The sequence below is a fragment of the Falsigemmobacter intermedius genome, from assembly GCF_004054105.1.
GTDB lineage: Bacteria > Pseudomonadota > Alphaproteobacteria > Rhodobacterales > Rhodobacteraceae > Wagnerdoeblera > Wagnerdoeblera intermedia.
Genome location: NZ_SBLC01000032.1, coordinates 1 through 25,964 on the forward strand (window position 1 = coordinate 1; position 25,964 = coordinate 25,964).

At 63.2% G+C, this 25,964-nt stretch carries 22 protein-coding genes, 2 tRNA genes and 1 riboswitch; of the genes, 14 read left to right on the top strand and 10 right to left on the bottom strand.

Annotation, left to right across the window (positions count from 1 at the left end; all coding sequences use genetic code 11):
• Positions 1-81: 81 nt before the first annotated feature.
• Positions 82-1,302, bottom strand: a complete 1,221-nt coding sequence (locus tag EP867_RS15640; protein ID WP_128490416.1) for an acyl-CoA dehydrogenase — start codon at positions 1,300-1,302, stop codon at positions 82-84.
• Between the two features lie 105 nt (positions 1,303-1,407).
• On the opposite strand from EP867_RS15640, the gene EP867_RS15645 reads away from it, so the two are divergent.
• The 7 genes from EP867_RS15645 (at position 1,408) to EP867_RS15675 (ending at position 10,852) form a co-directional block, all read left to right on the top strand.
• A complete protein-coding gene (locus EP867_RS15645) occupies positions 1,408-2,325 on the top strand; it encodes a LysR family transcriptional regulator (protein ID WP_128490417.1) in 918 nt (305 codons plus the stop codon).
• A 106-nt stretch (positions 2,326-2,431) separates the two neighbouring features.
• Positions 2,432-2,638: riboswitch (cobalamin riboswitch) on the top strand.
• A gap of 144 nt (positions 2,639-2,782) precedes the next feature.
• On the top strand, positions 2,783-4,624 hold the full coding sequence (locus EP867_RS15650) for a TonB-dependent receptor plug domain-containing protein (protein ID WP_128490418.1): 1,842 nt from the start codon (positions 2,783-2,785) through the stop codon (positions 4,622-4,624).
• 13 nt (positions 4,625-4,637) lie between these two features.
• Positions 4,638-5,480, top strand: a complete 843-nt coding sequence (locus tag EP867_RS15655) for an ABC transporter substrate-binding protein (RefSeq protein ID WP_128490419.1) — start codon at positions 4,638-4,640, stop codon at positions 5,478-5,480.
• A complete protein-coding gene (locus EP867_RS15660; protein WP_128490420.1) occupies positions 5,477-6,457 on the top strand; it encodes a FecCD family ABC transporter permease in 981 nt (326 codons plus the stop codon). The genes EP867_RS15655 and EP867_RS15660 overlap by 4 nt, the downstream gene beginning before the upstream one ends.
• A complete protein-coding gene (locus EP867_RS15665; RefSeq protein ID WP_128490421.1) occupies positions 6,454-7,200 on the top strand; it encodes an ABC transporter ATP-binding protein in 747 nt (248 codons plus the stop codon). The genes EP867_RS15660 and EP867_RS15665 overlap by 4 nt, the downstream gene beginning before the upstream one ends.
• A gap of 73 nt (positions 7,201-7,273) precedes the next feature.
• Complete coding sequence (locus tag EP867_RS15670; RefSeq protein WP_128490422.1) at positions 7,274-8,440, top strand: RsmB/NOP family class I SAM-dependent RNA methyltransferase; 1,167 nt, start codon at positions 7,274-7,276, stop codon at positions 8,438-8,440.
• A gap of 84 nt (positions 8,441-8,524) precedes the next feature.
• Positions 8,525-10,852 carry an ATP-binding protein gene (locus EP867_RS15675; RefSeq protein ID WP_128490423.1) on the top strand — a complete coding sequence of 776 codons (2,328 nt, stop codon included), beginning with the start codon at positions 8,525-8,527 and terminating at the stop codon, positions 10,850-10,852.
• Here EP867_RS15675 and EP867_RS15680 read toward each other — a convergent pair.
• Positions 10,831-11,424, bottom strand: coding sequence for a hypothetical protein (locus EP867_RS15680; protein WP_128490424.1), 594 nt, complete (start codon positions 11,422-11,424; stop codon positions 10,831-10,833). The two genes, EP867_RS15675 and EP867_RS15680, sit on opposite strands and share 22 nt — an antisense overlap.
• A 229-nt stretch (positions 11,425-11,653) precedes the next feature.
• On the opposite strand from EP867_RS15680, the gene recA reads away from it, so the two are divergent.
• The 6 genes from recA to EP867_RS15710 all read left to right on the top strand — a co-directional run bounded on the left by recA (position 11,654) and on the right by EP867_RS15710 (position 17,095).
• A complete protein-coding gene (recA, locus tag EP867_RS15685; RefSeq protein WP_128490425.1) occupies positions 11,654-12,718 on the top strand; it encodes a recombinase RecA in 1,065 nt (354 codons plus the stop codon).
• Between the two features lie 92 nt (positions 12,719-12,810).
• The gene (gene alaS / locus EP867_RS15690; protein WP_128490426.1) at positions 12,811-15,462 is read left to right on the top strand and encodes an alanine--tRNA ligase; all 2,652 of its coding nucleotides are present in this window, start codon (positions 12,811-12,813) and stop codon (positions 15,460-15,462) included.
• A 2-nt stretch (positions 15,463-15,464) separates the two neighbouring features.
• A complete protein-coding gene (locus EP867_RS15695) occupies positions 15,465-15,755 on the top strand; it encodes a DUF1330 domain-containing protein (RefSeq protein WP_128490427.1) in 291 nt (96 codons plus the stop codon).
• Positions 15,756-15,760: 5 nt separating this feature from the next.
• Positions 15,761-16,687, top strand: coding sequence for an ACP S-malonyltransferase (gene fabD / locus EP867_RS15700; RefSeq protein WP_128490428.1), 927 nt, complete (start codon positions 15,761-15,763; stop codon positions 16,685-16,687).
• Positions 16,688-16,850: 163 nt separating this feature from the next.
• A tRNA-Met gene (locus EP867_RS15705) sits at positions 16,851-16,927 on the top strand.
• A gap of 91 nt (positions 16,928-17,018) precedes the next feature.
• Positions 17,019-17,095, top strand: a tRNA-Met gene (locus EP867_RS15710).
• Positions 17,096-17,394: 299 nt separating this feature from the next.
• Here EP867_RS15710 and EP867_RS15715 read toward each other — a convergent pair.
• Entirely contained in the window at positions 17,395-17,625 is a 231-nt protein-coding gene (locus tag EP867_RS15715; protein WP_128490429.1) for a hypothetical protein, read from the bottom strand.
• A gap of 447 nt (positions 17,626-18,072) precedes the next feature.
• On the opposite strand from EP867_RS15715, the gene EP867_RS15720 reads away from it, so the two are divergent.
• A complete protein-coding gene (locus EP867_RS15720) occupies positions 18,073-18,288 on the top strand; it encodes a helix-turn-helix domain-containing protein (protein WP_241656933.1) in 216 nt (71 codons plus the stop codon).
• 659 nt (positions 18,289-18,947) lie between these two features.
• Here EP867_RS15720 and EP867_RS15725 read toward each other — a convergent pair.
• From EP867_RS15725 to EP867_RS15755, 7 genes are all read right to left on the bottom strand, one after another.
• The gene (locus EP867_RS15725; protein ID WP_164888900.1) at positions 18,948-19,871 is read right to left on the bottom strand and encodes a helix-turn-helix domain-containing protein; all 924 of its coding nucleotides are present in this window, start codon (positions 19,869-19,871) and stop codon (positions 18,948-18,950) included.
• A 502-nt stretch (positions 19,872-20,373) separates the two neighbouring features.
• The gene (locus tag EP867_RS15730) at positions 20,374-21,885 is read right to left on the bottom strand and encodes a YfjI family protein (protein ID WP_128490432.1); all 1,512 of its coding nucleotides are present in this window, start codon (positions 21,883-21,885) and stop codon (positions 20,374-20,376) included.
• Positions 21,882-22,769 carry a DUF7146 domain-containing protein gene (locus EP867_RS15735; RefSeq protein WP_128490433.1) on the bottom strand — a complete coding sequence of 296 codons (888 nt, stop codon included), beginning with the start codon at positions 22,767-22,769 and terminating at the stop codon, positions 21,882-21,884. Before EP867_RS15735 ends, EP867_RS15730 begins: the two co-directional genes overlap by 4 nt.
• 310 nt (positions 22,770-23,079) lie before the next feature.
• Complete coding sequence (locus EP867_RS15740; protein WP_128490434.1) at positions 23,080-23,295, bottom strand: transcriptional coactivator p15/PC4 family protein; 216 nt, start codon at positions 23,293-23,295, stop codon at positions 23,080-23,082.
• A complete protein-coding gene (locus tag EP867_RS15745) occupies positions 23,292-23,567 on the bottom strand; it encodes a winged helix domain-containing protein (RefSeq protein ID WP_128490435.1) in 276 nt (91 codons plus the stop codon). Before EP867_RS15745 ends, EP867_RS15740 begins: the two co-directional genes overlap by 4 nt.
• 108 nt (positions 23,568-23,675) lie before the next feature.
• Positions 23,676-23,858, bottom strand: a complete 183-nt coding sequence (locus EP867_RS15750; RefSeq protein WP_128490436.1) for a helix-turn-helix transcriptional regulator — start codon at positions 23,856-23,858, stop codon at positions 23,676-23,678.
• Between the two features lie 519 nt (positions 23,859-24,377).
• Entirely contained in the window at positions 24,378-25,628 is a 1,251-nt protein-coding gene (locus EP867_RS15755; protein WP_128490437.1) for a tyrosine-type recombinase/integrase, read from the bottom strand.
• Positions 25,629-25,964: the final 336 nt, after the last annotated feature.

The following is a 25,964-nucleotide window of genomic DNA, read 5'->3' on the forward strand; positions in this document are numbered from 1 at the left end:
ATGCTGCCAACTGGTATCTCGCAGCGGCCATCATCGCTTTACGATGAATGTCCACGGACCCTAGCCTCAATGGCTGATCTTTCAGTAGAAAGCCTGCAGGCCGGTGATGGCGCGGCCGAGGATCAGTGCGTGGACGTCGTGGGTGCCCTCATAGGTGTTGACGGTCTCGAGGTTCACCATATGGCGGATGACGTGGAAGTCCTGGCTGATGCCGTTGCCGCCGTGCATGTCGCGGGCCCAGCGGGCGATCTCAAGGGCTTTGCCGCAGTTGTTGCGCTTGACGATCGAGACCATCTCGGGCGCAGCGTTTGCCTCATCCATCAGACGACCGACCTGCAGCGACGCCTGAAGGCCGAGGGAGATCTCGGTCATCATATTGGCAAGCTTCAGCTGGAAGAGCTGGGTCTGTGCGAGGGGGCGGTTGAACTGTTTGCGGTCAAGGCCGTACTGACGCGCGGCGTGATAGCAGAATTCTGCCGCTCCCAGTGCGCCCCAGGAGATGCCATAGCGGGCGCGGTTCAGACAACCGAAGGGACCTTTCAGGCCTTCGATATGCGGCAGAAGCGCGTCTTCGCCGATTTCGACATTCTCCATCACGATCTCACCGGTGATCGAGGCGCGCAGGGAGAGCTTGTCTTTCACCTTCGGCGCCGAGAGACCTTTCATGCCTTTGTCGAGGATAAAGCCACGGATCTTGCCGCCATGGGCCTCTGATTTCGCCCAGACCACGAAGACGTCTGCGATCGGCGCGTTGGAGATCCACATCTTGCTGCCATTGAGCACATAGCCGTTAGCGGTCTTTTTCGCGACGGTCTTCATCCCTGCGGGATCGGAGCCTGCATCCGGCTCCGTCAGGCCAAAGCAGCCGATGAATTCACCCGAGGCGAGTTTGGGCAGATATTTCTTCCGCTGTTCTTCCGAGCCATAGGCGTAGATCGGATACATCACCAGCGAGCTTTGCACCGACATCATCGAGCGATAGCCCGAATCCACGCGTTCGACTTCGCGCGAAACGAGGCCGTAAGCCACATAGGAGGCGCCAAGACCGCCGTATTCCTCCGGCACGGTCACGCCCAGAAGCCCCATCTCGCCCATCTCGCGGAAGATCTCGGGATCGGTCACTTCATTGGCGAAGGCGTCTTTGACACGTGGCTGCAGTTTGCTTTGCGCGTAGTTATGCGCAGCATCGCGGAGAGCGCGTTCGTCTTCGGTCAGCTGTCCGTCAAGGCGGAAGGGGTCTTCCCAGTTAAAGCGCGCCAGATCCGGGGCGTCTTTGGCTTTCAGTTTCGGGCGATCGGTCATGTCTGGCCTCCACATGCGCTGGCTGTTGATCCGGGTATAGGGCTGGTACGAGGGATCGGCTAACGCTATCTGTATTTAAGATTATGCATAAAAGGCATAGATATCATGGCGCGCTCCCGCAGGTTTATCCCTTCCATTTCGCAGCTTAGTGCCTTTGAGGCGGTGCTCAGGACCGGCTCTACGGCGGGGGCCTCGCGGGATATGGATCTGTCGCAGGGGGCGATTTCGCGGCTTGTGCAGAACCTTGAGACCCAGCTTGGGCAAAGGCTCTTTCTGCGCGAGAGGCAGCGGCTGGTTCCCACGGTCGCGGCGAAGGCCTATGGGCGGGATGTGACGCGGGCGCTGGATCTGATTGCGCGGGCCTCGATGGAGCTGAGTGCCAATCCCGACGGAGGGGTTCTGTCGCTGGCCGTGCTGCCGGCGTTTTCGACCCATTGGCTGGCCCCGCGCATGTCCGGGTTTCTGAGCGCCCATCCCGATGTGACGGTCAATCTTGCCACGCGGATGAAGAAATTCAACTTTGCCGCCGAGAGCTTTGATGCCGCCGTGCATTTCGGAGAGGCGGACTGGCGCGGCGCCGGGCATCTGCCGCTCTTTCCCGAGGTGCTGGTGCCCTGTGCGGCGCCGTCGCTTCTGGCGCGCCATTCCCTGAGCGGGCCGTCGGATGTGTTGACCCTGCCGCTTCTGCAGATTGAGACCCGGCCCGGGGCCTGGGCAGACTGGCTCGGCGCGCTGGGGGTGGCGGGGCCGCTGCCGGGGGGAATGCTCTTTGATCAGTTCGCCACCATGGCCCAGGCGGCGGTTCATGGTCTGGGGGCCGCGCTGCTGCCGGAGTTTCATGTGGCAGATGAGCTGGCCTCGGGGCGGCTGACGGAACTTCCGGGGGGACGTCTGACGGGGCCGGGGCAGTATTTTCTGGTCTGGCCGGAGGCGCGGGCGGATTATCCGCCGCTGGCCGCCTTTCGCGACTGGATCGCGGCAGAGGTTTCCGGGCCACAGGCTTTTGCGGCGGGTCCGGATTGAGCAGGCGCAGCCCGACGGGCGGGCAGGGGGGTTTCCCGGACGGTTGCGGAGCCGCGTTTTTTCTTCTCATCCCGAGCGCAGGCTTGACAGGCCGCAGAGGAGCGGTCAGGGATCAGGCAGCACCGGTTTCCGGCGGGGCAGCCCGTCGGAATGAAAAGGGAATGTGGCGAAGTTCGCTTCGGTTAAGCCACAGCTGCCCCCGCAACTGTAAGCGGCGAGCGACGGTCTGATATGCCACTGGGGCTGATCCCGGGAAGGCGGACCCGAGCAATGACCCGCGAGCCAGGAGACCTGCCGGCTGTGTCACCTGTCCGCCAGGCGAGGGGCCTTGGTCGGAGACGGTTGATCCGTCGGGGTGATGAATCACCGCCGGCGGGATCCCTCCCGATGCTGTCGGCTATTCGTCAACCAGCCTGGGGGCCCGCAGGGGGTCTCAGGTCGGCACAGGATTTGAAATATGAAACGTGAAGGTCTGATCCTTCTCGCCACTCTGCTTGCGGGTACGGCCGCCGCAGAGGATGTTTATCTCAGCGATATCACCCTCAGCGCGGCACGCACGCCGAGGGATGTGGCCCGCAGCGGGGTCTCGGTCTCGGTGATCACGGGCGAAGAGCTGTCGCGCGCCGGTCCCATTCAGCTTGTTGATTATCTTGCACGGCTTCCGGGCCTCAGCGTCACGCAAAGCGGGCCCGAGGGCACTCAGGCGGCTCTGCGCATCCGCGGGGCGGATCCGCGCCATATCGCGGTCTTTGTGGATGGCGTGAAGGTCAACGACCCTTCGGGGATCGGCGGGGAATTTGATTTCGGATCTCTGAGCACCGCCGATATCGGCCGGGTTGAGGTGCTGCGCGGGGCCCAGGGGGCGCTTTGGGGCTCGCAGGCCATGGGGGGCGTGATCCATATCACCACCCGCGGCGCCGAAGAAGACGGCCACCGCCAGCGGCTTTCGCTGGAGACCGGATCGCGGGGCAGCCGGTCGCTTGGCTATTCTTCGGCCTGGCGCGACGGCGCGGCGGAGACGGTGTTTTACCTGACCCATCGCCGCAGCAACGGCTTTTCCGCCATGGATACGCTGCCCCCGACGCCGGATGCAGAGGCGGACGGGTTCGAGACCAACCGTCTGTCCTTCACGACGCGGTATACGGTCTCGGACAGCCTGCGCCTCGGGGCTTCGGGTTTCGTGCAGCGCATGCGCTTTGAGCATGACAGCGACTGGCCCGCAGATATGAATTCGGCCGATCGCTCTGTGCGGCGCGAACACGGCGGGACGCTTTTTGCCGAGGCAGAGGCCGGGCGCACGTTGCATCGGTTCGAGCTTGGACTTTACGACATCAACCGTGAGCTTTCACAGGCGGGCAACAACTTCGCCACGCGCTACAGTTTCAACTGGCAGGCGGTGACGGAACTGCGCCCGGATCTGAGCCTCGTTTACGGCCTTGAGGCCACGCGTGAGACCGCCGGTTTCGGCGGGGTCGAGGCCGCGGATTCGAGCGACGGTCGTGCCCTTTGGGGGCAGGCGCTCTGGTCCCCTTCCGAGGGGCTGGATCTGACGCTGGGGCTGCGGCGCGATCATCATTCGCGCTACGGCGGGTATACGACGGGGCGGCTGGCCTTTGCCTTTGCCGCGTCAGAGGCGCTGACCCTGCGGGGTATGACGGCGAGCGGGTTTCTGTCGCCCTCGCTTTATCAGCTTTATGGCGATGAATGGGTGCGGCCCAATCCAGGTTTGACCCCAGAGGAAAGCCGCTCCTATGAGCTGGGCCTTGATTACCGCTACGCTGCGGGCAGCCTTGGGCTCACGCTCTTCCGGCTCGACAGCGACAATGCGATCGTCTGGGACGACAATGCCCCCTGGGATCCTTTGGTGAGCGGGCCGCAGGCAGGCTACGTCAATCTGTCGGGCCGCAGCCGCCGTCAGGGGGGGGAACTGTCGCTTGATCATGCGCTGTCAGAGCGCATTTCGATGCAGGCCGCATATAGCTACACCAAGGCCCTGAACCCCGAAGGGGAGCGTCTGGGGCGTGTGCCGCGCCATCAGTTCTCGCTTGGCGTGACTGCCGGCGTCAGCGAGGCGCTCACCCTGAACGCGGGGCTGCAGGGGGTCGCAGACCGCCCCGATGACCGCGGCCAGCGGATGGGCAGCTATCTGGTGGCCTCATTCGGCGCGGGCTATGCTCTTTCTGAGAGCACGCGTCTGAGCCTGCGGGTCGAGAACCTCTTTGACCGGCAGTATCAGACGGTGGCGGGCTATGGCACGCCGCGTCGCGGGGTCTTTCTGGGCCTGAGCACCCGCTTCTGAGAAAGGGGAGAGCATGTGGCATCGCCCGGACGCTTTTCGCCGGTCACTGAGACTGGCCGTCGCGCTGGTCCTGGCGCTGCCCCTGCTGCCAGAGAGGGTTGAGGCTGCGCCTCAGCGGGTGGTTTCACTCAACCTCTGCACTGACCAACTGGCCATGCTGCTGGCAGCACCAGGGCAGTTGCGCTCGGTCTCCTGGCTGGCGGCTGATCCGCGCTCTTCCGTCATGGCGGATGCGGCGCGGGGGTATCCGTTAAACCGGGGTGGCGCGGAAGAGATTTTCGCGCTGCGCCCGGATCTTGTGCTGGCTTCAACCTGGACGCGTCGCGAAACCGTCTTTCTTTTGCGCCGTCTTGGGGTTGAGGTGGTTGAACTGGCCCCGGCGCAGCGTCTCGATGACATCGCCCCCGCGATCCGCGAGATGGCCGCGCTGCTCGGCCGGGAAGCTGAGGGAGAGGGGATCGCCCGGGCCTTTACGGAACGCCTTTCGGCTCTGCGCAGCGCTCAGACGGGACGGACAGCCGCGATCTGGGAGGCGGGGGGCTATACCTCCGGTGCCGCGACGCTCAGCCATGAGGTGCTTTCCGCCGCGGGCCTGCGCAATCTGGCGGCATATGAGGGGCTTGCGGGCGGTGGCTATCTGCCGCTTGAGCGGCTGGTGGCGGCGCAGCCGGATCTGATCCTCTCCTCCGCGCCCTGGCCCGGGGCCTCGCGGGCGGAGGATCTGCTGCGCCATCCGGCGCTGGTGGCACTGATGGCCGATACCGCGGGGCTTATGCTGCGCGAGGCCGACTGGGTCTGCGGCCTGCCGCAGACCCTTGAGGCCATTGAGGATGTGAAGGACGCGGGGACGCGATGAAGCTGACGCTGTTTTTGTCGGGGCTGGTGGCGGTGCTTTTGGCCGGATCCCTGCTGACGGGCCCGGCCGGGTTCGGGCCGTCAGAGGCGCTGGCGGCGCTTTTGCGCGGTGAGGGAGAGGCCACGGTTCTGGTCATGCGCGAGATCCGCCTGCCGCGGGCGGTCCTTGGCCTGCTGACCGGGGCCTCGCTGGGCCTCGCAGGGGCCGCGATGCAGGGCTGGCTGCGCAATCCTTTGGCAGAGCCGGGCCTGATCGGCGTCTCGCCCATGGCCTCTCTGGGGGCGGTTCTGGCGCTGCAAAGCGGGCTGGTAGCGGCTTTCGCGCCTGCGCTGCCGCTGGCGGCGCTTGGCGGTGCGGGACTTGCGGTGGTCTTGCTGTTTCTGCTGTCGGGGCCGCGCGGCGATACGCTGACGGTGATCCTTGCGGGGGTGGCGCTTTCGGCGCTGGCAGGGGCGCTGATGTCGCTGGTGCTCAACCTCTCGCCTAATCCCTTTGCGGCCTCTGAGATCGTTTTCTGGCTGATGGGCTCGCTGGCCGACCGCTCGATGGAGCATGTCTGGCTGGCCGCTCCCGTCATGGTGGCGGGGGCACTGGCGCTCGCAGGGGCAGGGCGGGGCCTTGACGCGCTGAGCCTTGGCGAGGATGTGGCGCGCAGTCTGGGTGTCTCGCCGCGCGGGCTGCGGCGGCGGGTGGTCTTTGGCGTGGCGGCGCTGGCGGGGGCGGCGACTTCGGTGGCGGGGGGCATTGGCTTTGTGGGCCTCGTGGTGCCGCATCTGTTGCGCCGTGCCACGGGGGGGCGGCCTTCGGCGCTGCTGCTGCCCTCGGCGCTTGGCGGGGCGGCGGTGATCCTGGCCGCCGATCTGGCGACGCGGCTGATCCTGCCTGAGCGCGATCTGAAGCTTGGGGTTCTGACGGCCCTGATCGGCGCGCCCTTCTTCATTCACATGATCCTGACCCTCAGAAAGCAAAGCCAATGACGGTGCTGACGGTGGAGCAACTCTCGCTGACCCGCCAGGGGCAAAGGGTTCTGAGCGACATCAGCTTTTCCCTGCGGGAGGGAGAGTTTCTCGGGCTGCTCGGGCCGAACGGGGCGGGTAAGACCACGCTTTTGCGGGCGATCCAGGGGCTCCTGCCGCATGAGGGGCGCTCGTCTCTGGCCGAGCTTTCCGCCGCCGAGCGGGCGCGGCGGGCGGCTTTTCTGCCCCAGGCGCGGGAGGTGGCCTGGCCCATGGCGGTGCGCGATCTGGTAGCGCTTGGCCGTCTGCCCTGGACGGGGGCGGCACAGCGCGAGGATCACCGCGCCGTTGCGGCGGCCCTTGCGCGGATGGGGCTGGAGAGCCTTGCCGCGCGCCCGGCTGACCGGCTTTCGGGCGGAGAACTGGCCCGGGCGCTGATTGCCCGGCTTCTCGCCCAGGAAACACCGCTTCTGCTGGCAGATGAGCCGGGCGCGAGCCTTGATCCGGCGCGGCAGATCTCAACCATGGAGCTCTTTGGCGATCTGGCACGCGAGGGCAGGGCGGTTGTGGCCTCGGTCCATGATCTGGGGCTGGCGGCGCGCTATTGCACTCGGGTGCTGGTGCTCGATCAGGGGCGGCTGGTGGCAGATGGCCCGCCCGCAGAGGTGCTGAGTGATGCGCTGCTCGCAAAGGTTTTCGGCCTCAGGGTCTGGCGCGCTGAGGCGGGGGGGCGTCCGCTGCTCACCCCGGTGGCGCTGACCTGAGGGGCGGGCGGTTTGCGGGCAGGCGGGGCTTCTGTTATCAGGCATCTTCCGCGCCCGCCCAAAGGAGTAAACCATGACCCCCGGTGCCCGTATTGCCGCCGCCATTGCGGTTCTCGACCGTATTCTCGCCGGGGAGCCCGCTGAGAAAGCCCTGGTGAACTGGGCGCGCAACAGCCGTTTTGCGGGCTCGGGCGACCGCTCGGCGGTGCGTGATCACGTCTTTGACGCGCTGCGCCGGATGCGTTCCGCTTCAGCTCTGGGCGGCGGTCGCTGGCCTGAGGCGACCTCGGGGCGCAGCCTGATGCTGGGGGTGATCCGCGCGCAGGGCGGGGATGAGGCTGCGCTTTTCAACGGCCAGGGCCATGCGCCGGCGGCGGTGAGCGAAGACGAGAGCCCCCGCAACCCGGAGGGTCTTGAGGCGCTTGACTGCCCGGACTGGCTTGCCCCGCAGCTGCGCGAGGCGCTTGGCCCGCAGTTTGAGGTGGTGATGGCGGCGCTGCAGTCGCGCGCGCCGGTCTTTTTGCGTGTGAACCTGCGGCTCTCGGATGTGGACGGCGCCCGTCGTATTCTCGCCGCCGAAGAGATCGAAACCCGCCCCCATCCGCTGTCGGCGACTGCCCTTGAGGTGGTCTCGGGCGCCAAAAAGATCGCCCGTTCGGAGGCTTACCTGAATGGCGTCGTGGAGCTGCAGGATGTGGCCTCTCAGGCCGTCGTCGCGGCGCTTGATCTGCAGGACGGCCAGCGGGTGCTCGATTTCTGCGCCGGGGGCGGTGGCAAATCGCTGGCCATGGCTGCGCTGGCGGATCTGCAGATTGACGCACACGACATCTCTTATGCCCGGATGAGCGACCTTCCCGCCCGGGCGGCGCGGGCCCGGGCAGAGGTGACGCTGAAAGACACGGCCTCGCTTTCGGGTGGCTATGATCTGGTGCTGGCCGATGCCCCCTGTTCGGGCTCGGGCGCCTGGCGGCGCCAGCCGGATGCACGCTGGCGGCTGGATGCGGCGGGGCTTGCGCGGCTCACCGCCCTTCAGGCCGAAGTGCTCAGCAATGCCTCGGACCAGGTGGCACCGGGGGGGCGGCTCGCCTATGCAACCTGCTCGATGCTTGAGGCGGAAAATGGCGCGCAGGTCGCGGCCTTTCTTGCGGCGAACCCTGACTACCGTCTGCTGCGCGATCTGCGCCTGACCCCGGCGGATGGCGGCGATGGCTTCTACATGGCGCTTCTGCAGCGCGATTGAGGCAGTTTCATCCCCTCCGGGGTGGAATTAAGGACATATTAACCAGCGCCTGAGATGCTGACGGCAGTTCTGAAAGGAGTTGCCGTGCGATCTTCTGCCCCGCCTCCGGTGCTGCCGCCTGCGGTGCCGCATCATGGCCTGCGCTGGTCGCTGCTTTGTGCGGCGGGGTTGTTGCTTCTGGGGCTGCTGGCGGGGGTGACGGAACTGCCGCTCTCCTGGCTGGCGGCGGCGGTGGGGGCGGGGCTTTTGCTCAGCGGGCTGGTTGCGGGCCTCCTCGCGGCGCTGCGCGGGTTGCAGCGGGGGATCCTGCTGCGCCGCATCAGCCGCGTTTATGAATTCGACAGCGCCTCTGCCTTTCTGACCGACACCTCCGGTGAGGTTCTCTGGCTGAACGCGGCCGGGCGCAGCCGTTACCCCTTTACCGACACACCCCAGCTCAGCGCGGCGCTGACGGATTATGCGGCCCATCCCTCTGCGGTGATCCGGCGGCTCTCTGCACGCGCGCTCTCGGAAGGGGTGACCGGAGAGGATGTGGTGACCCGCTCAGGGGTGCTGCGGCTGCAGGTGATCCGCTGCAGCCGGGCAGCGCTGCTCTGGCGGTTTGATCTCTTTGTGGAACGCTCCAGCCTGGCCCGCGGCTCAGAGGGGATCAGCCTGCCCATGCTGATGGCGGGAAAGGGCGGCGCGGTGCTTTACGCCAATAAGGCGCTGCGCGATCTGGCGGGCGGGCGTCCGCGCAGTCTTGAAGAGCTGGTGCCCGGCCCCCTCGCGGGCAGCGGCGGCATTATCGCGCTGAATGCGGCATCGGGTCCGGTGCAGGCGGTGATGATCGAAGTCGAAGGCGCGGCAGAGCGGCGTGAGATTTACTTTCTGCCGCTCAGCAGCCTGCCGGCCATTGCCTCGCTTCAGGGGCTCGAGGATCTGCCGCTGGCTTTGCTGCGCCTGGGGGCGGATGGCACGATCCTTGCCTCAAACACAGAGGCGCAGCAGATGTTACGCCTGAACCCGGGGGAAGAGATCAACGCGTCTGCGCTTTTTGACGGGCCGGGGCGGCCTTTGCGCGACTGGATCGCCGATGTCGCAGCCCATCGCGCGCCCGCCCGGACGGAGACCCTTCGGCTGCTGCGGGCGGCCAATCCTGACAGCTTTGTGCGGCTGACCCTGCGGCCCTGGGGCGGGGCGGCCCGCAACGGACTGCTGGCTTTGCTGATCGATGCCACCGAGATCCGCGCGCTGCAGGCGCAGTTCACCCAAAGCCAGAAGATGCAGCTGGTCGGGCAGCTCGCCGGGGGGGTGGCGCATGATTTCAACAATCTGCTGACGGCGATTTCCGGTCATTGCGATCTTTTGCTGCTCAATCACGGCGCATTGGACCCGGAATATGCCGATCTTTCACAGATCCGGCAGAATGCCAATCGCGCCGCCGGCCTCGTCAGCCAGTTGCTGGCTTTTTCGCGCAAACAGACGCTGCATGCGGAATATCTCTATCTGCAGGATGTGGTGCGCGACATGACCCAGCTTCTGTCGCGGCTGGTCGGAGAGAAGGTGCGCCTTGATGTGCGTCATGACAGCGGCCCGACACTGATCCGCGCCGATCGCCGCCAGCTTGAACAGGTCCTGATGAACCTCGTGGTCAATGCCCGCGATGCCATGCGCGCGGAGGGCGAAATCCGCATTCGCAGCGCGCGCGTTGATTTTGAATATCCCCGCCCCATGGGCGAGGTGAGCCTTCCTGCCGGGGCCTATGCGCTGCTGACGGTGACGGATGACGGGCCGGGGATCGCGCAGGAAGCGCTGGAGAAAATCTTTGAGCCTTTCTTTACCACCAAACCCGCGGGCGAGGGCACCGGGCTTGGCCTTTCGACCGCCTATGGCATTGTGAAACAGTCAGGCGGCTTTATCTTCGTGCAAAACGCCCCCGACGGCGGGGCGGAGTTCAGCGTCTATCTGCCAATCCACGACAGTGAGACGATCGATCTTCCGCTCGCGCCCGCGGCCAGCCCCCAGGCCAGCCTGCCGCTTGCGCGGGAGGGGGTGATCCTTCTGGTCGAGGATGAGGCCCCGGTGCGGGCCTTTGCGGCCCGCGCTTTGCGGCTGCGCGGCTATACGGTGATGGAGGCTGAGGACGGGCAGGATGCGCTTGAGCTGCTCAACGATCCGGATCTCGATGTGCGTCTCTTTATCAGCGATGTGATTATGCACGGGCTTGAGGGGCCGGCCTGGGTCCGCATTGCCCGCCAGCAGCGCCCCAGTGTCCCGGTCATCTTCATTTCGGGATATGCGGCTGAGACCTTTTTTGATGTGCTGGCCGATTTGCCGGGGGTGAACTTCCTCGCCAAGCCCTTCTCGCTGGCCGATCTGAACGCAGCGGTGGGGACCGCGCTCTGCGATCAGCCGGACAGGCTTTCGTAAAGCGCGAAATCCGCCGCCATGTGCTGCCGGAGCAGCGCTTTGGTCTCAGGCGATAAAGTCACCTCGGCCGGGGGAGAGACGTTGAGCTGCGGCAGGCTCAGCCGGCAGTTCAGCCGCTCTTCAAGAAAAGCCACATAGCGCGGCATGTTTTCATAGCGAAAGATATGGTCGACCCCCGGCTTTCCGGGCGGGGCCAGAAAACGCGCCTGAGATCCCACACGCGCGAACTCCGGCTGCGGATCGCTGCACCAGCCGCGAACGAAGGCATCAAAGCTGAGGCCAAGGGTCGAGTTTGGCCCGCCCGCCAGATCCTCGCGGCGGCGAAAGCGATACCAGCTTGCAAGCCAGTCCACGGGCTCACGCATCAGCGCCACGGTTGTGAACTCCGCACCGGAGGTGGCGCGCAGATAGGGGGCGATGAAGCGGTGATAGCGCTGCGAGGGGGTATGTTTGACCACCGGGGGCCGCTGCATTGAGATCGTCGCCCGCGCCTCAAGCGCGGCGGCCAGCGCCGTGGTGCCGGTCTTTGGTGTCGCAAGGCAGACCAGCCTCTGGTCCCAGAAAATCAGCATGACCGCTCCTTCGGTGATCGCCGCCGCCTGTGTCTGAGCGCGTATAGCGCAAAGATTGCGGCAGCGTCGTGTTCCTGCTGCGGCAGTAAGGCTTAATTAAGCAATTCCTGGCAATCTGCGCTGTGGGGCCTCTTGAATGTTCTTGTTATGCCCCTAATTTTATGCGAACAAAAGCGAAACAAACGGGTGATTGCCGTGTTCGGACGCCTGTGGGATAAGGGGAAGTATGATGGCGGGCGCAGCCCTTCTGGACTTCGGCGGGAAACGGGACATGGACAAGAGCAAGGCACTGGAAAGCGCGCTGGCGCAGATTGAGCGGCAGTTCGGCAAGGGCTCGATCATGAAGCTGGGGGCCAATAACCCGGTGACGCAGATTGAGGCGACTTCGACCGGTTCGCTGGGTCTGGACATCGCGCTCGGCATCGGCGGTCTGCCCAAGGGCCGCATCATTGAGATTTACGGGCCGGAAAGCTCGGGTAAAACCACGCTGACGCTGCATGTGGCGGCGGAAGAGCAGAAAAAAGGCGGCGTTGTTGCCTTTGTGGACGCCGAACATGCGCTGGACCCGACCTATGCCAAAAAGCTGGGCGTGGATCTTGATGAGCTTCTGATCTCGCAGCCCGACACCGGAGAACAGGCGCTGGAAATCGTCGATACGCTGGTGCGGTCGGGCGCGGTGAGCCTGGTGATCGTGGACTCGGTAGCCGCACTGACCCCGAAATCCGAGATTGAGGGCGATATGGGCGATATGCAGATGGGCAGCCAGGCCCGTCTGATGAGCCAGGCCATGCGCAAACTGACCGGCTCGATCGGCAAGTCGAACTGCATGGTGATTTTTATCAACCAGATCCGCATGAAGATCGGCGTGATGTTCGGCAACCCCGAGACCACCACCGGCGGCAATGCGCTGAAGTTCTATGCCTCCGTGCGTCTGGACATCCGCCGCACCGGCGCGATCAAAGACCGCGATGAAGTCGTGGGCAACTCCACCCGCGTCAAAGTCGTGAAAAACAAAGTCTCGCCGCCCTTCCGCGAGGTTGAATTCGACATCATGTATGGCGAAGGCATCTCCAAAACCGGCGAACTGCTGGATCTGGGTGTCAAAGCCGGCGTGGTTGAAAAGTCGGGGTCCTGGTACAGCTACGGGGATGAGCGCATCGGTCAGGGCCGTGAGAATGCCAAGAACTTCCTGCGCTCGAACCCCTCGGTCGCAGCGGATGTTGAGGCGAAGATCCGCGCGGCAAACGGCCTCGATTTCTCGGTGCCGCCGACCGAAGAAGACCTCACGGAATAAGCCTGAAAACGGCTGCGGGGGTTGTCACAGTGGACAGCCCCCGCAGCCAGCGTTAAACGGGGGGCAAGTACTTGCCAGGAGGCCCCGCCCAAATGCCCTCGCTGAACGACATCCGTTCCACTTTCCTTGATTTCTTCGCGCGTAACGGGCACCAGGTCGTGCCGTCCTCACCGCTGGTTCCGCGCAATGACCCGACGCTCATGTTCACCAACTCCGGTATGGTGCAGTTCAAAAACTGCTTCACCGGTGTTGAGAAACGCGACTATGTGCGGGCCACCTCGGCGCAGAAATGTGTGCGCGCGGGCGGCAAGCACAATGACCTCGACAACGTGGGGTACACCGCGCGTCACCACACCTTCTTTGAGATGCTGGGGAACTTCTCCTTCGGCGATTACTTCAAAGAGGGCGCGATCAATTTTGCCTGGGAACTGCTGACCAAAGACTTCGATATCCCGAAGGATAAACTGCTGGTCACGGTCTATCACACCGATGATGAAGCGGCGAAGATCTGGAAAAAGGTCGCGGGCCTGTCGGATGACCGCATCATCCGCATCGCCACGAAGGACAACTTCTGGCAGATGGGCCCGACCGGTCCCTGCGGTCCCTGCACCGAGATCTTCTTCGACCATGGTGAGCATATCCCCGGCGGCCCGCCCGGCAGCCCGGACGAAGACGGCGACCGGTTCATCGAGATCTGGAACAACGTCTTCATGCAGAACGAGCAGTTCGAAGACGGCTCGATGATCGATCTGGAGATGCAGTCGATCGATACCGGCATGGGGCTGGAGCGGATCGGCGCGCTGCTGCAGGGCAAGCACGACAACTACGACACCGACCTCATGCGCGCGCTGATTGAGGCTTCCGCCAATGTCACCAATGGCGATCCCGAGCTGGGCAATGTCCATCACCGCGTGATCGCAGACCACCTGCGCTCGACCTCCTTCCTGCTGGCCGACGGGGTGATGCCCTCGAACGAAGGTCGCGGTTATGTGCTGCGCCGCATCATGCGCCGCGCCATGCGCCACGCGCATATCCTCGGGGCGAAAGACCCGGTGATGTATAAGCTCGTCCCCGCGCTGGTGCGCGAAATGGGCGGCGCTTATCCTGAGCTGGGCCGCGCCCAGGCGCTGATCGAGGAATCGCTGAAGCTGGAAGAGACCCGCTTCAAACAGACCCTCGACCGTGGTCTGAAGCTTCTGGACGCGGAACTTGAGGGTCTGGACGAGGGCGCACCGCTTCCCGGCGCCACGGCGTTTAAGCTCTACGACACCTATGGCTTCCCGCTGGATCTGACCGAAGACGCCCTGCGTGAAAAAGGTCGCGTCGTGGAAACCGAAGGCTTTGATTCGGCTATGGCTGAGCAGAAAGCCAAGGCCCGCGCCGCCTGGTCGGGCTCGGGTGAGGCAAAAGACGCGGCCATCTGGTTTGAACTGGCCGAAAAGAACGGCACCACCGAATTCCTCGGTTATGATACCGAGACGGCTGAGGCGCAGATCACCGCTCTGGTTATTGAGGGGGCGGAAGTCACTTCAGCGTCGGGCAAAGTGCAGATCGTTGTGAACCAGACGCCGTTTTATGGCGAATCCGGCGGCCAGGTCGGTGACACCGGTGTGATCCGCTCTGCCACCGGCGCGGCCAAGATCACCGATACCAAAAAATCGGCGGGCGTTTTCATCCATATAGCCGAAGTCACCGAAGGCACGCTCGAGCGCGGCCAGGGCGTCACCCTGACCGTCGATCATGCCCGCCGCTCGGCGATCCGCGCCAATCACTCGGCCACCCACCTGCTGCATGAAGCCCTGCGCCTCGCGCTTGGGGAACATGTGGCGCAAAAGGGCTCGCTGAACGCGGAAGACCGTCTGCGCTTTGACTTCAGCCACACCAAAGCCCTGACCGCTGAGGAACTCTCGGCTGTTGAGGCAGAGGTGAACGCCTATATCCGCCAGAACACTCCGGTTGAGACCCGCATCATGACGCCCGACGATGCGCGCGCCATCGGGGCTCAGGCGCTCTTTGGCGAGAAATACGGCGATGAGGTCCGCGTGGTCTCGATGGGCCGCAAAGAGGGCTCGAACAAAGGGGCTGACGGTGCGACCTACAGCCTGGAACTTTGCGGCGGCACCCATGTCACCCGCACCGGCGATATCGGCGCTTTCGTGGCTCTGGGCGATTCGGCATCCTCTGCCGGTGTCCGCCGCTTTGAGGCGCTGACCGGTCAGGCTGCGCTCGATTATCTGCGCGACCAGGCAGCCCGTCTGGCTGAGGCGGCAGCGGTTCTCAAAGCCCCCTCCGCTGAACTGGCAGAGCGCGTGAAAGCCCTCGCTGATGAGCGCAAAGCGCTCCAGAACGAAGTGGCGCAGCTGCGCCGCGAACTCGCCATGGGCGGCGGTTCGGGCAATGGCCCGGAGGCCAAAGAGATCAACGGCGTGAAATTCCTTGCACAGACCCTCTCGGGCGTCTCGGGCAAGGATCTTCCGGCGCTGATCGATGAGGCAAAGACCCGTCTGGGCTCCGGCGCTGTTCTGCTGATCGCCGATGCCGGTGGGAAAGCGGCTGTCGCTGCGGGCGTGACCGCCGATCTGACCGAGCGTCTTTCGGCTGTGACCCTTGTCAAAGCCGCTGCCGAAGCTCTGGGTGGCAAAGGCGGCGGTGGCCGTCCGGATATGGCGCAGGCCGGTGGGGCCAGCGCTGACAACGCCGAAGCTGCGATTGCCGCGGCCGAAGCCATTCTCGCAAAGGTGTAAACATGCCGGCAGCCCTCTGGATTGCACATGTCGAAGTGACCGATACGGAAGCCTACGCAAAGTATGCAGCCCTCGCGGGTCCTGCGATTGCGCTTCACGGGGGCAAATTCCTGGCCCGGGCTGGTCGTTACCACCAGCTCGAAGGCCGGGATCGGCCGCGCAATGTGGTGGCGCAGTTCCCTTCGCTTGAGGCGGCGGTGAACTGCTACCACTCACCGGACTATCAGGAAGCACTCAACCACGCCCGGGGCGCCTCTGAGCGCGACCTCGTCGTCGTTGAACTTGCAGAGTGAAGACTATGAAAGCATTTATCTTTCCGGGGCAGGGTGCTCAGACCATCGGCATGGGCAAAGCCCTGGCCGAGGCTTATCCCGCCGCGAAAGCCGTCTTTGACGAAGTCGATGCAGCGCTCGGGGAAAAGCTCTCCGCGCTGATCTGGGAAGGTCAGCAGGATGAGCTGACCCTGACCGCCAATGCCCAGCCCGCGCTGATGGCGACCTCTCTGGCCGCCCTGCGCGCCATGGAGGCGGAGGGCGTCAGCATCACTGATGCCGCCTTCGTCGCCGGTCACAGCCTTGGCGAATATTCGGCTCTGGCCGCTGCCGGTGCGCTCAGCATCAGCGATACCGCCCGCCTGCTGCGCCTGCGCGGCGAGGCCATGCAGGCCGCCGTGCCGGTGGGCGTCGGCGCCATGGCGGCCCTCCTCGGCGCAGATTTCGCACTCGCAACCGAGATCGCGGCAGAGGCCGCTCAGGGTGAGATCGTTCAGGCCGCCAATGACAACGACCCGTCGCAGGTCGTGATCTCGGGCCATAAAGCCGCGATCGAACGCGCGGTTGAGATCGCAAAGGCGAAGGGCGTCAAACGCGCCATGCTGCTGCCGGTCTCCGCGCCCTTCCACTGCGCGCTGATGCAGCCCGCAGCCGACAAAATGGCCGAAGCCCTTGCCGGTGTCACCATCAATGCGCCTAAAGTGCCGCTGGTGGCCAACGTCCGCGCCGGGGCGGTGACCGATCCTGAAGTGATCCGCCAGCTGCTGGTTGAACAGGTCACGGGCTCGGTGCGCTGGCGCGAATCCGTTCTGTGGATGGCGGCTGAGGGCGTCACTGAGTTCTGGGAAATCGGTGCCGGCAAAGCGCTGTCCGGCATGGTGAAGCGGATCTCCAAAGAGACCACACAGCGCAATTTCGCAACGCCTGAGGATCTGGCCGGCCTTCGCGGCTGATCGGCAGAGACTGCAGCCTTAAACCCCGGCAGAGCGTCGCTCTGCCGGGGTTTTGCTTTTTCGCCCTGCGACCTCCCCTGCGACAGAAAAGTGTCAGGTCATTGGAAAATGGTCGCTTTTCCCTCTTGTGGCCGGTCGCGCCGAAAGCTAGAAAGCGCCCATCGGCTAGGTAGCTCAGTTGGTTAGAGCACATGACTCATAATCATGGGGTCGGGGGTTCGAGTCCCCCCCTCGCCACCACATCTTCTTCAGGGCAACCTGAATAACCAAAGATGTGGTGCGGATTTTCCGCTTGAAGGTCCCGCCTGTGACCGCTAGGAAGCAGGCAAGTGGCTGGGTAGCTCAGTTGGTTAGAGCACATGACTCATAATCATGGGGTCGGGGGTTCGAGTCCCCCCCCCGCCACCATACAATTTCACTATCTCATTGAATTTGCTGAGTTAATTTTCAGCTTTTTTCAATTCATCCCACGAAAAATCCCACACCTTGCGCTGGATGCCCTAGCGCCGCAAAGCACCCTATGAGACTTGGGGGCAGTCTGGGAATGTCAGTGGCGGGCTCTCTGCCTGCGTGATTCACCCCCTCCATGGCTCACCCAAAAAAATGTTTTCATTTTGGCCTCGTAAAAAATCCATGAGGCCCGCCGGTCCCGTAGATTGAGCCACCAGACTTCCGCATACCCCCCCGGCCGGGGGGCATGGGTCGCGCTAGGTTGTCGGGGGCGGCGCTCCGATGCTCTCCAAGTCAGCGTCTGTCACCTCCCCGCCAGCACGGTGCCGATCCACCAGCGCCTTGGCCCGCTCAAATGCCACATCCGGCGGAACGGTGCGTTCCTCATGGGCGGCGCGAAGGAAGCGCATGAAGATTACTTGCGTCACAGGTTCCATCTGCCGATAGAGAGAGACGATTTCCGCACCCTGCGCGTCAGACGCCCTCATGCCGCACCTCCCGCCCCCGCCGATGGTAAGCCATGACAAGCCCGCGTTCATCGCCAAGGCAAAACCAATCAAGGTTCAGACCCTGTTGATTGGCGTAGGCTAACAGTTCGCGGCTGAACGATACGTTCCTGCCCCTTCCTTCAAGGATGCGCTGCGGCGGGGTAGTGCCTGTCCATTCCGCGAACAAGGCAAGGCGCTCCATTGCCCCCCCAGGCAAGCCTCTCTCGGCTTTCGGATTATGCTTTAACATCTTCTCTCATCCTCCATGTCGGATTCATCAGGTTCACGGTGCCGCTCTCAGGCGGAGCGAATGCGAGACAATGGCTGCTACCCTGTTTGCGCTTTCGCTTACCGTGTAGTAGGTTTGATGTAGGGTAAGTGCTTTGTCAACTACCCTGTATGTGAAACATGTAACAGGGTAGGCATATGAAGCCGGAGCAGGTAAGGATGGCTAGGGCAGCGCTAGGCTTGGGTGTCAGGGAATTGGCGGGGCAGGCGGGCGTGTCTTTTACGACGATAAATAGGTTTGAGACGGGTAAGAGCGGCTTGCAGCTATCAAGCGCGGAGGCAATCCGCAGTGCCTTAGAGGCCCAAGGCGTCCAGTTCCTCGATAGCGGGCAAGTGGCAGCAGGGCCGGGAGTAGCCTTGGCTGCGAAGGGGTGAGCGGGCGGCGTCTTTGAATGTCAGCACAGCAGGGTTGGACAAGTTGTCCAACCCCCCCTCACCGCCCATCAGATCGCACTACTTTAGAGGCCATAGGGCGCATGACATAAAGCGGCAGGCCCCTGCATCTGTAGGGCTTGCCGCGAATGTCAGGGTAATCTCAGGGCGAAGCGCGGCATGGAGAAGATCAGCGCACCAGAGGAGATGCAGACTTTGCACCTCCTACATTTACCGACAATCAATCTGCCGATCGGCTATGGGTCTGCCGCCCATCCTCGCGCGTGCGCGTATCTCTTCGCAAATAGGCAGATCGGCTATTCCTGCGCTGCATCGCATTCCTCGCGCGTGCGCGTATCGTGTCGCAAATAGACCGATCGGCTATGGGTCTGCCGCCTATCCTCTATCCTCACGCGCGTGCGCGTATTGGTCGCAAAACAGCAGATCGGCCTTTGATTTCCTTTGAATTAAATCAGCCCCCAGATAGACGGCCAGCGCCCCGGACTGATCCATGTCGAAAGAGTGGACGACTTGGCCGCTCTCTTTCTTGCCGCACCATGCCTTTACCCCTCACTCCGAAAATCTCCAATTAGCTCATATCTTGCGCGACTGACCCCCGCCTGGTCCCAAAGAAGCGCGGCAAGTTGAAGACCACTCCCCCGTCATGCTGCGGCCCTCCGCCTGATATTTCCCACGGTCTGCGGGCTGCACCCGACACGGCGGGCAATCTCTCGATCGGAGATACCAGCACCCATTGCCAGCAGATCCAGCACGGCGGCGCGGCGCTGAGCCTGCGTAGACCCTCCATCCGGGCGTGACATGCCTTGCGCCTGCCGATCCAGTAGCGCGGCCATATCGCTGCACAGAGACGCGGCCAGCGACTTAAACCGCTCGGCACAGGGGGCGTTCTCACTCGAAGCTATAGACCTGAGCCACTCCAGGCGGGCGGTCATATCCTGTGCCGTTGTGCTGGGGAGATTATCCAGCAGCCAGCCCAATGCAGACGCCCATGCCTCCTCCCACTCCCAAGGGGTGTAATCCGGGCAGAAGGCAAAGCGGTCATCCTGCCGCGCCTCATGCGCCTGGTGAGCCGCCCATGCCCCATGAACCGTATCGGGAACGGCCACGGCCTCCCGCATGGCCTGCCACATCTCAGGGGTCGGCCCTTGGCTAAAGCTGAAACCCCGATAGCCATACATAGAGTCATCGCGGAATGATGCGAGTGCATCCCTCAGCCTCGCCTCAGTGTCAGTGGGGGCGAATACCGCCTCCCTTGATCCATATTCGGCCAGCAGTTCTTTGCATCGCGCCAGCCGCTTCGCCTCTCTATCGGCGCGGCGGCGGGCTTGCTCGGCCTTGTATCCCGGTTCCTTGGCTTCCATCCAGTCATCGAAGCCCGCGAAGAAGTTTCCCGGCGAGTTATCCGGCCCGTCCAAACTGGACAGAGCTTCTTTCAGCGTTAGCCCCGCCCTCGCGGCCAGCGCCTCGGCCTTGCCCTTCGCGGCAGAGCGTTCCCCTTCCGTTTTCCCGCCGTCCATAAGCGCCCTGACCTTGCGCAGCTTATCCGTATCCAAAGTGGACGCCATTACGCAGCCCCCCCAGCGCAATGCGGGCATTGCCTGACCCAAGCCTGACAGACTCCACAGAACAAGCGCCCATCAGGGCCATGGCGCTCCCATGCGGTCAGATTGCGCCATGCGTCCAGAGAGACAACGCGGCCCGTCCAGGTCTGGGGGTTCCCCGTGGAGGATCGGCCATGGGGGAAGGTATCCGCCTCATCCCGTGAAATGGCGGGCGGGGGTGCCGCTACACCCGCTACATTCGCTACACTCGCCCGATGCAGGTGGACGGTCGCGCATTTTTGGGGCGGGGGTGCTGCTACATCCGCTACATCCGCTACACTCGCCCGATGCGGTAAGGACGGCTCTGCGGGGCTTGATAGGATTTCGGCGAGAGCGGCTTGCACATCAAATAGCATGGATAGGCCTCATAATCTGACTGGCATGTGCCGCTACACCCGCTACATCCGCTACAAACAATCCAAGTGTAGCAAGTGTAGCGGGTGTAGCAGGGGGGTAGGGCCGGGATTCAGACCCTTGTGATGCGATAGGCCTCGCGGCGGGCGCTGCCTCGAATGACTGCCCCCGCCTCCATCGCCGTCAGGTGGCCAGCCCTTACCAATGCCGCGATAGGCCCAGCCGCTGCCTTGGCCTCTCTGAGAGAGTTCGGCCCATACTGAACGATTTCGCGGGGTGTCACATCATCATGCGGCCAGCTATCCGCCAGCCATTTACGCAGCCGCTCGGCCTTCGCGGTTTCCTCTGAGACAAGCCCCGCCTCGGCCAGCCGCTTTGCCTCTCCAAGGTAAAACTGCGCCAATGTGATGCCCCAGCCCATCGCCTGCGGCGTTACCTCCCGCGCTTCCAGATCGGCCCATAGGGTAAGCACCCCGGCAATGCGGGCGGCTTGTTCTGCGGCCTTGGAGCCATAGGCCCGCACATGCTCCATTTGCCCGCCAGCAGCTTGCGCCACCTCTACGGCCTCATAGAAGCGCCAGAGCAATTCCTTTGCGTCTTTCGACAGCAGGAGCCGCGGCGGGGTAAGTTCCTGCGGATTGCTCCCGGTCGGAAGCGGAGTTTCCAGAATAGCCCTAAGCCTATCCGTGAAGGCAGAAATGGCAGTATCGCTTGCCAAGTCATGCCCTCGCCGCAAGCGAGTGCCGATTGCGCTGGGGGGTTCGGTGATAAGGAAGCGGGCAAGGAATCCCTGACCAGACGCCTGCGGATCGGCGAGAAGCGGGCGGGCAGCGACAGGCTGCACCATAAGATGCATGGCCAGCCTGCGGCCTGGATAATCGCTTGCCCCATCACCGGAACGAATACGATTCACGGTGTCACCGTTCCAAAGCTGGGACAGCCCTGCGATGGTTTTCAGCTTGTTATCCGAGTTCATGGCGTGACCACCGATGAATCCCCCGGCCTCATCTGAAAACAAGCCAAGCGCGGGTCTGCCGATCTGGTAGAGCTTCAACAGGCCCTCGAATGTCGGTTCTTGCGCAGTGACATTAGGATAGAGCGGGGGGCGCGGCTCATGCCCAAGGTTGCGCAGATCGGCCTCGGCCCCGGTAGCTTTCAGCTTGTCACTTCCTGCGGCCTCGATCAGCAGGCGCTTGCGCTTGCCCTGCCAGATTTCGCGGGCAACTTCATGCTCGGCCATGTCAGCGCGGAATGTCTCCGCCTGCGCCCTCTCGTATGCCCTCACGCCCTTCATCAGCAGGCGGTCGCAGGATGATTTCCGCTCCCCACTTTCCGCAATGGTCAGGCAGAACAGCGACAAGGGGGCGTCACCTCCCAGTGTCTCCACATCAGCAAAGCCCTGAACGGCCAGAGAGGCCACAGACAGCGCCGATTGCGCGGCAATGCCAATGGGGGCTTGGCTCACATCATGCGCGGCCCGGACGGCCTCGGAAAGCGGCCCCAGCGCCCCCACAGGATAACGCTCCCCCTCCGGGATTTCCCGCATGAGGGGCTGCGGCCCTTCCGCCGTGAAGTGATGAACGCTGACAGCAAATGCCGGATTGATATTGGCGGGCGCGGTCATGCTGCGGCCCCTTTCATGGCTTGAATCACATCGTTCCAGTCACGCCCTTCGGGGGCGGGGAACACGGTTACGGTCCAGCCCATCGCCGTGGCCCGCTCGGCCAGCTTGGCCCCTGCGTCCCGTCCGGCAGGGTCGCCGTCAGTTGCGATAATTAAAGCGCCAGCACGGTCGGGCAGACGCAGGCCCGCCATGCCAGACGTGGAGAGAGCGGCCCGCACCCCCACAGAGCCACAGAGCGGCCCGCACAGCAGCGACAGAGACGTTTCTATGCCTTCCCCTACAGCAAGCGCGTCAAAGCCCCTGGAGAGCCTTACAGCGCCCCCAGCGCAGTTTCCCAACATAGCCTTGGCAGGCTCCGTCCCGGCCTTGCCGCTCCCATCGTGCCGCAGGTAGGTCCGATGCACAGCGAAACGCTCGGCCCCCTCGATCATGGCCACCATGGCGGGCAGTCGCTTGGCGCTCGGATGCCAGCAGGCAGGGTGAAAGCGCAGGGTCTCGGGCAGGTCGCAGGTGATGCCCCGCGCATCCCGCAAGTAAGCCTCTGCAATGCTCCCGCGAAGGGGAAGAGACTCGGCCCAGATCGCCTTTGCCTGTCCCTCCCGCTTCTCGGCCTCCCGCTTTTGCTCCGCCTGATAGCGGGCGAGTTCGGCAGGATCGGTCTGCGGCACAGTGCCGTGGCCCTCGATGATGCCCATCCCTTTCAAGGCGTCCAGAATGGCGGGGAAGCCACAGCCCGTCATGCATCGCGCCAGCAAGCGGCCAGACGGCCCGTCAGAGAGCGAGAGACTAGGATTGCGGTCCCCATGGGCCGGACAGCAGGCAAGCCCATAGCGGCCATGCCAGCGGCCTCTCAGGGCTGCGGTGATGCGCTGCGCCTCAGTCATGCGCGGCCCCCTTTCCCTGCGAAGGCGCGGGCAGTTGCGGCGTTGCGCCTAACCAGCTTCTCCGATTCTTCCGCACAGCCTAGGCGCTCAGCTAAAAGCATAAGAATTGCGCCTATCTCCCCAAGCCCATCGTGCAATTCGTAAAGCAGGCGGGGGGCGTCTTTTCGGGTGTTGGGGTCTTTCGCCTCAATCAGTTGCCGCGCCGCTATTGCGATGCCAGCCGCAATCGCAATCGCTTCGGCGGCGGTCGGCTCCCCTGCGCCTGCGACTTCCCGGCCAGAGATGTTGCCGCCTGTAGGGTGTTTGCTACTCATTGCAGCACCCCCTTTCGCGCATTGCTCAATGCAGCAAGAATCTCACCCAGGAGTTCCAGCCGGAATGCCAGCCCCTGCTTGCCGGGGCGATACTCCCCCCCGGCAGTGCGATACCAAACGCGAAGGCTGACAATTTCATGCCCCTTGAAGGTCTCCACCGTCAGGCGGATTTCTTCGGACGCGTTTTTGCGGATGGTGCCCAATTCCATCATGCCGCCACCTGCTTCTCAGCCTTGGCCTTGAGGATGTAGCGGGCATGATTGCCAGCGAACGGCCCGCCGTGTTGCTCATAGCGGGTCTCGATCGGCACATGCAGCTTACGCAGCTTATGGACATAGGCAGACCAGCGCGGCGCGGGGCGCGTGATCGGGGTGCAGCCCTTCGGACCTGCGCTTATCAGTTGTTCTAAAGCCCAGAGTTCGCGGCCCTCCACGGCAATCGTGAACGGGGAAGCGCCTTCGGGGTAGATGCGATACATGGCCATGGTTCGGCCTCCGGCATTGCGCCGGACAGGCGGGCAGGCTATCTTGCCTTTGCGTTTTTAAGACTTTCGATAGCCTGTTAGCCCCGCCCTGATCCGGCGGGGTTTCTATTAGGCGGCAGCAGTCGGGCGGGATTTCACCCACCCTTCAATGGCCTCGGACGGCCAGCCAACGGAACGCTCCCCCAGCTTCACGGGTGCCGGGAACGTCCCCTTCTTAATGCCCAAATAGATAGATGCCTTAGACAGGCCAGTGACCTGCATCACAGCAGGCAAGCGGTGAATTTTCGACACGGCTAAGTGTCCCCTTTATCCGCACTTGCGGATTCCGCAACTTGCGTAATCCACAAATGATGTAGTAGGACGGGGACAGAACAGGGGCTCAAATCTTGTTCCGTCCGGCCCCCGTCTTTGGCTTTAACTTGGCGGTTGAGCCTTTGGCGGGGGTCGCCATTTATCCTACATCTGCCTCGAACGGCCCGAGACTATACTACGTTTATTGGGGTTTTCGGTTTATCTCAATCCCGGTTTTTTGCTTGTCGCAGTAGCGTTGAGCCGGGGCGGAACAAATCCAAAACACTCTCCGTCCCCAATGATAGCATTTTGCTAAATTCCGCATTAGGTTCAATGCTATAGCGCCAAATGGCAAAGCTATTGATTTTATTAAGCGTTCCTTACCGGACGCTTTAGGCAGCATACTAATATTCTTGGCGTCATGCGCAGCAGCACCCGCAGGCTTGCCCCCTAAACTTCTCCCCAATTTTTTTCGGGTGCCGTAGAAATTAGCCCCAAAGACCCCGACAGCGCAGCGCATCAGGCCCCTCCCGTATCCGCGAAACTGACTCGAATCACCTTCCCTTCCCCCTCTGCCAGATACGCAGCCCATCGCTCCATGAGGTCGCGGCGCTTCTCGAACAGATCAGATCGGGCGTATGCCTGCGCCACAGTGCTACCGACAACATGGGCCAGTGCCGCCTCGGCCACTTCATGCAGGGCGCTTGTTCGCTCCTGCGCCCAAGTGCGGAAAGACGTGCGGAATCCGTGAACGTCCACCGGGAAGCCAAGTTCTTTGGTCAGCTTTGATAGCGTCATATCGCTTAGGGGGCGGCTCGGATTGCGGCCCGCGAAGATAAGTGGGGAAGGCTCCCTATCCCGTGTAGCGATTGTAGCGGGTGTAGCGGGGGGGCAGGGCCGGAATCTCTCGGCCTCTTTCAGTATCTCGATTGCCCTGGGAGATAGCGGCACCCGATGCGGGCGCTTCATTTTCATACGCGCTGCGGGGATTTCCCAAACTCTCGCCTCCATGTCGATTTCATCCCATCGGGCTTCCCTCACTTCGCCAGAGCGGGCGGCGGTCAGAATGAGAAATTCCAGCGCCAGCTTTGTCGCCGAGGTCGCGCCGGATGCCGCCAGAGCCGCTAGAAAAGTCGATACTTCCTGATAGGGCAGGGCTTTGCGGCGCTCCGCCTGTCTGGTGACTTTAGGCAATGCAACATCAAGATTGGCTGCGGGGTTGTCCTGCCGCCAGCCTTGCGCAATCGCCCATTTCATCACGGTCCCGATGCGCTGTTTGACCTTGCGGGCAGTCTCATGGGTTTGGGTCCAATGGGGAGACAGAACGGCCAGCACGTCAGCCGTGGTTATGTCCTGCACTTTCATCTTGCCGATGCGGGGGAAAGCGTATGCTTCCAGTGAGGAAATAAAATCCTTCCCGTGTTTCACATTGCGCCATGTTGGCAGATGCAGGGCGTGGACCCTCCGGGCAGCTTCCTCGAATGTCAGGATAGCCTGCGCCTCACGCTTGGCCCGCAGTGGATCGCCCCCGCTCCGGGCTTCCTTGAAGTTCTGTGCAGCCTTTTCGCGGGCTTCGGCCAGGGAGACGGCAGCGAGAGGCCCTAGCCCCAGATCAACCCGTTTGCCGCGAATGGTCAGGCGCTGCACCCATCGCTTAGAGCCTGCGGGCGTGACGATAAGGCACAGCCCCATCGCATCGCCGTATCTTCCCGGCTCGGAGACTGTGCGAACGAACGCCGCCGATAGCCCCTTGCTGCCTTTGCCCGCCATGGATCGCCCCACACTTAATCCCACATAAATTGTGGGACTGCCTGATACTGCTTTAGACGTCAGTGGACCAGTAGCGCAATAGAAACCTAATAGAATAAGACGTTCTTGCGCTTCTTAATTCGCCCTGAAACTAGAGTATGGTGGCCCCCCCCGCCACCATCTTCCTCAGATAAACAACGCCCGCCCGATCCGATGGAGCGGGCTTTTTCCTTTTTAGCCTGAGGGTCAGGACTTCGGTAACGGGACCGTCTTCGTCAAGCAGTTTTTGGCAAACGGGATTGTCCGCTGTTTGCGGGCTCATAGCAGTTTGTCTTCAGTCACCGAGCTGCTTCGTTG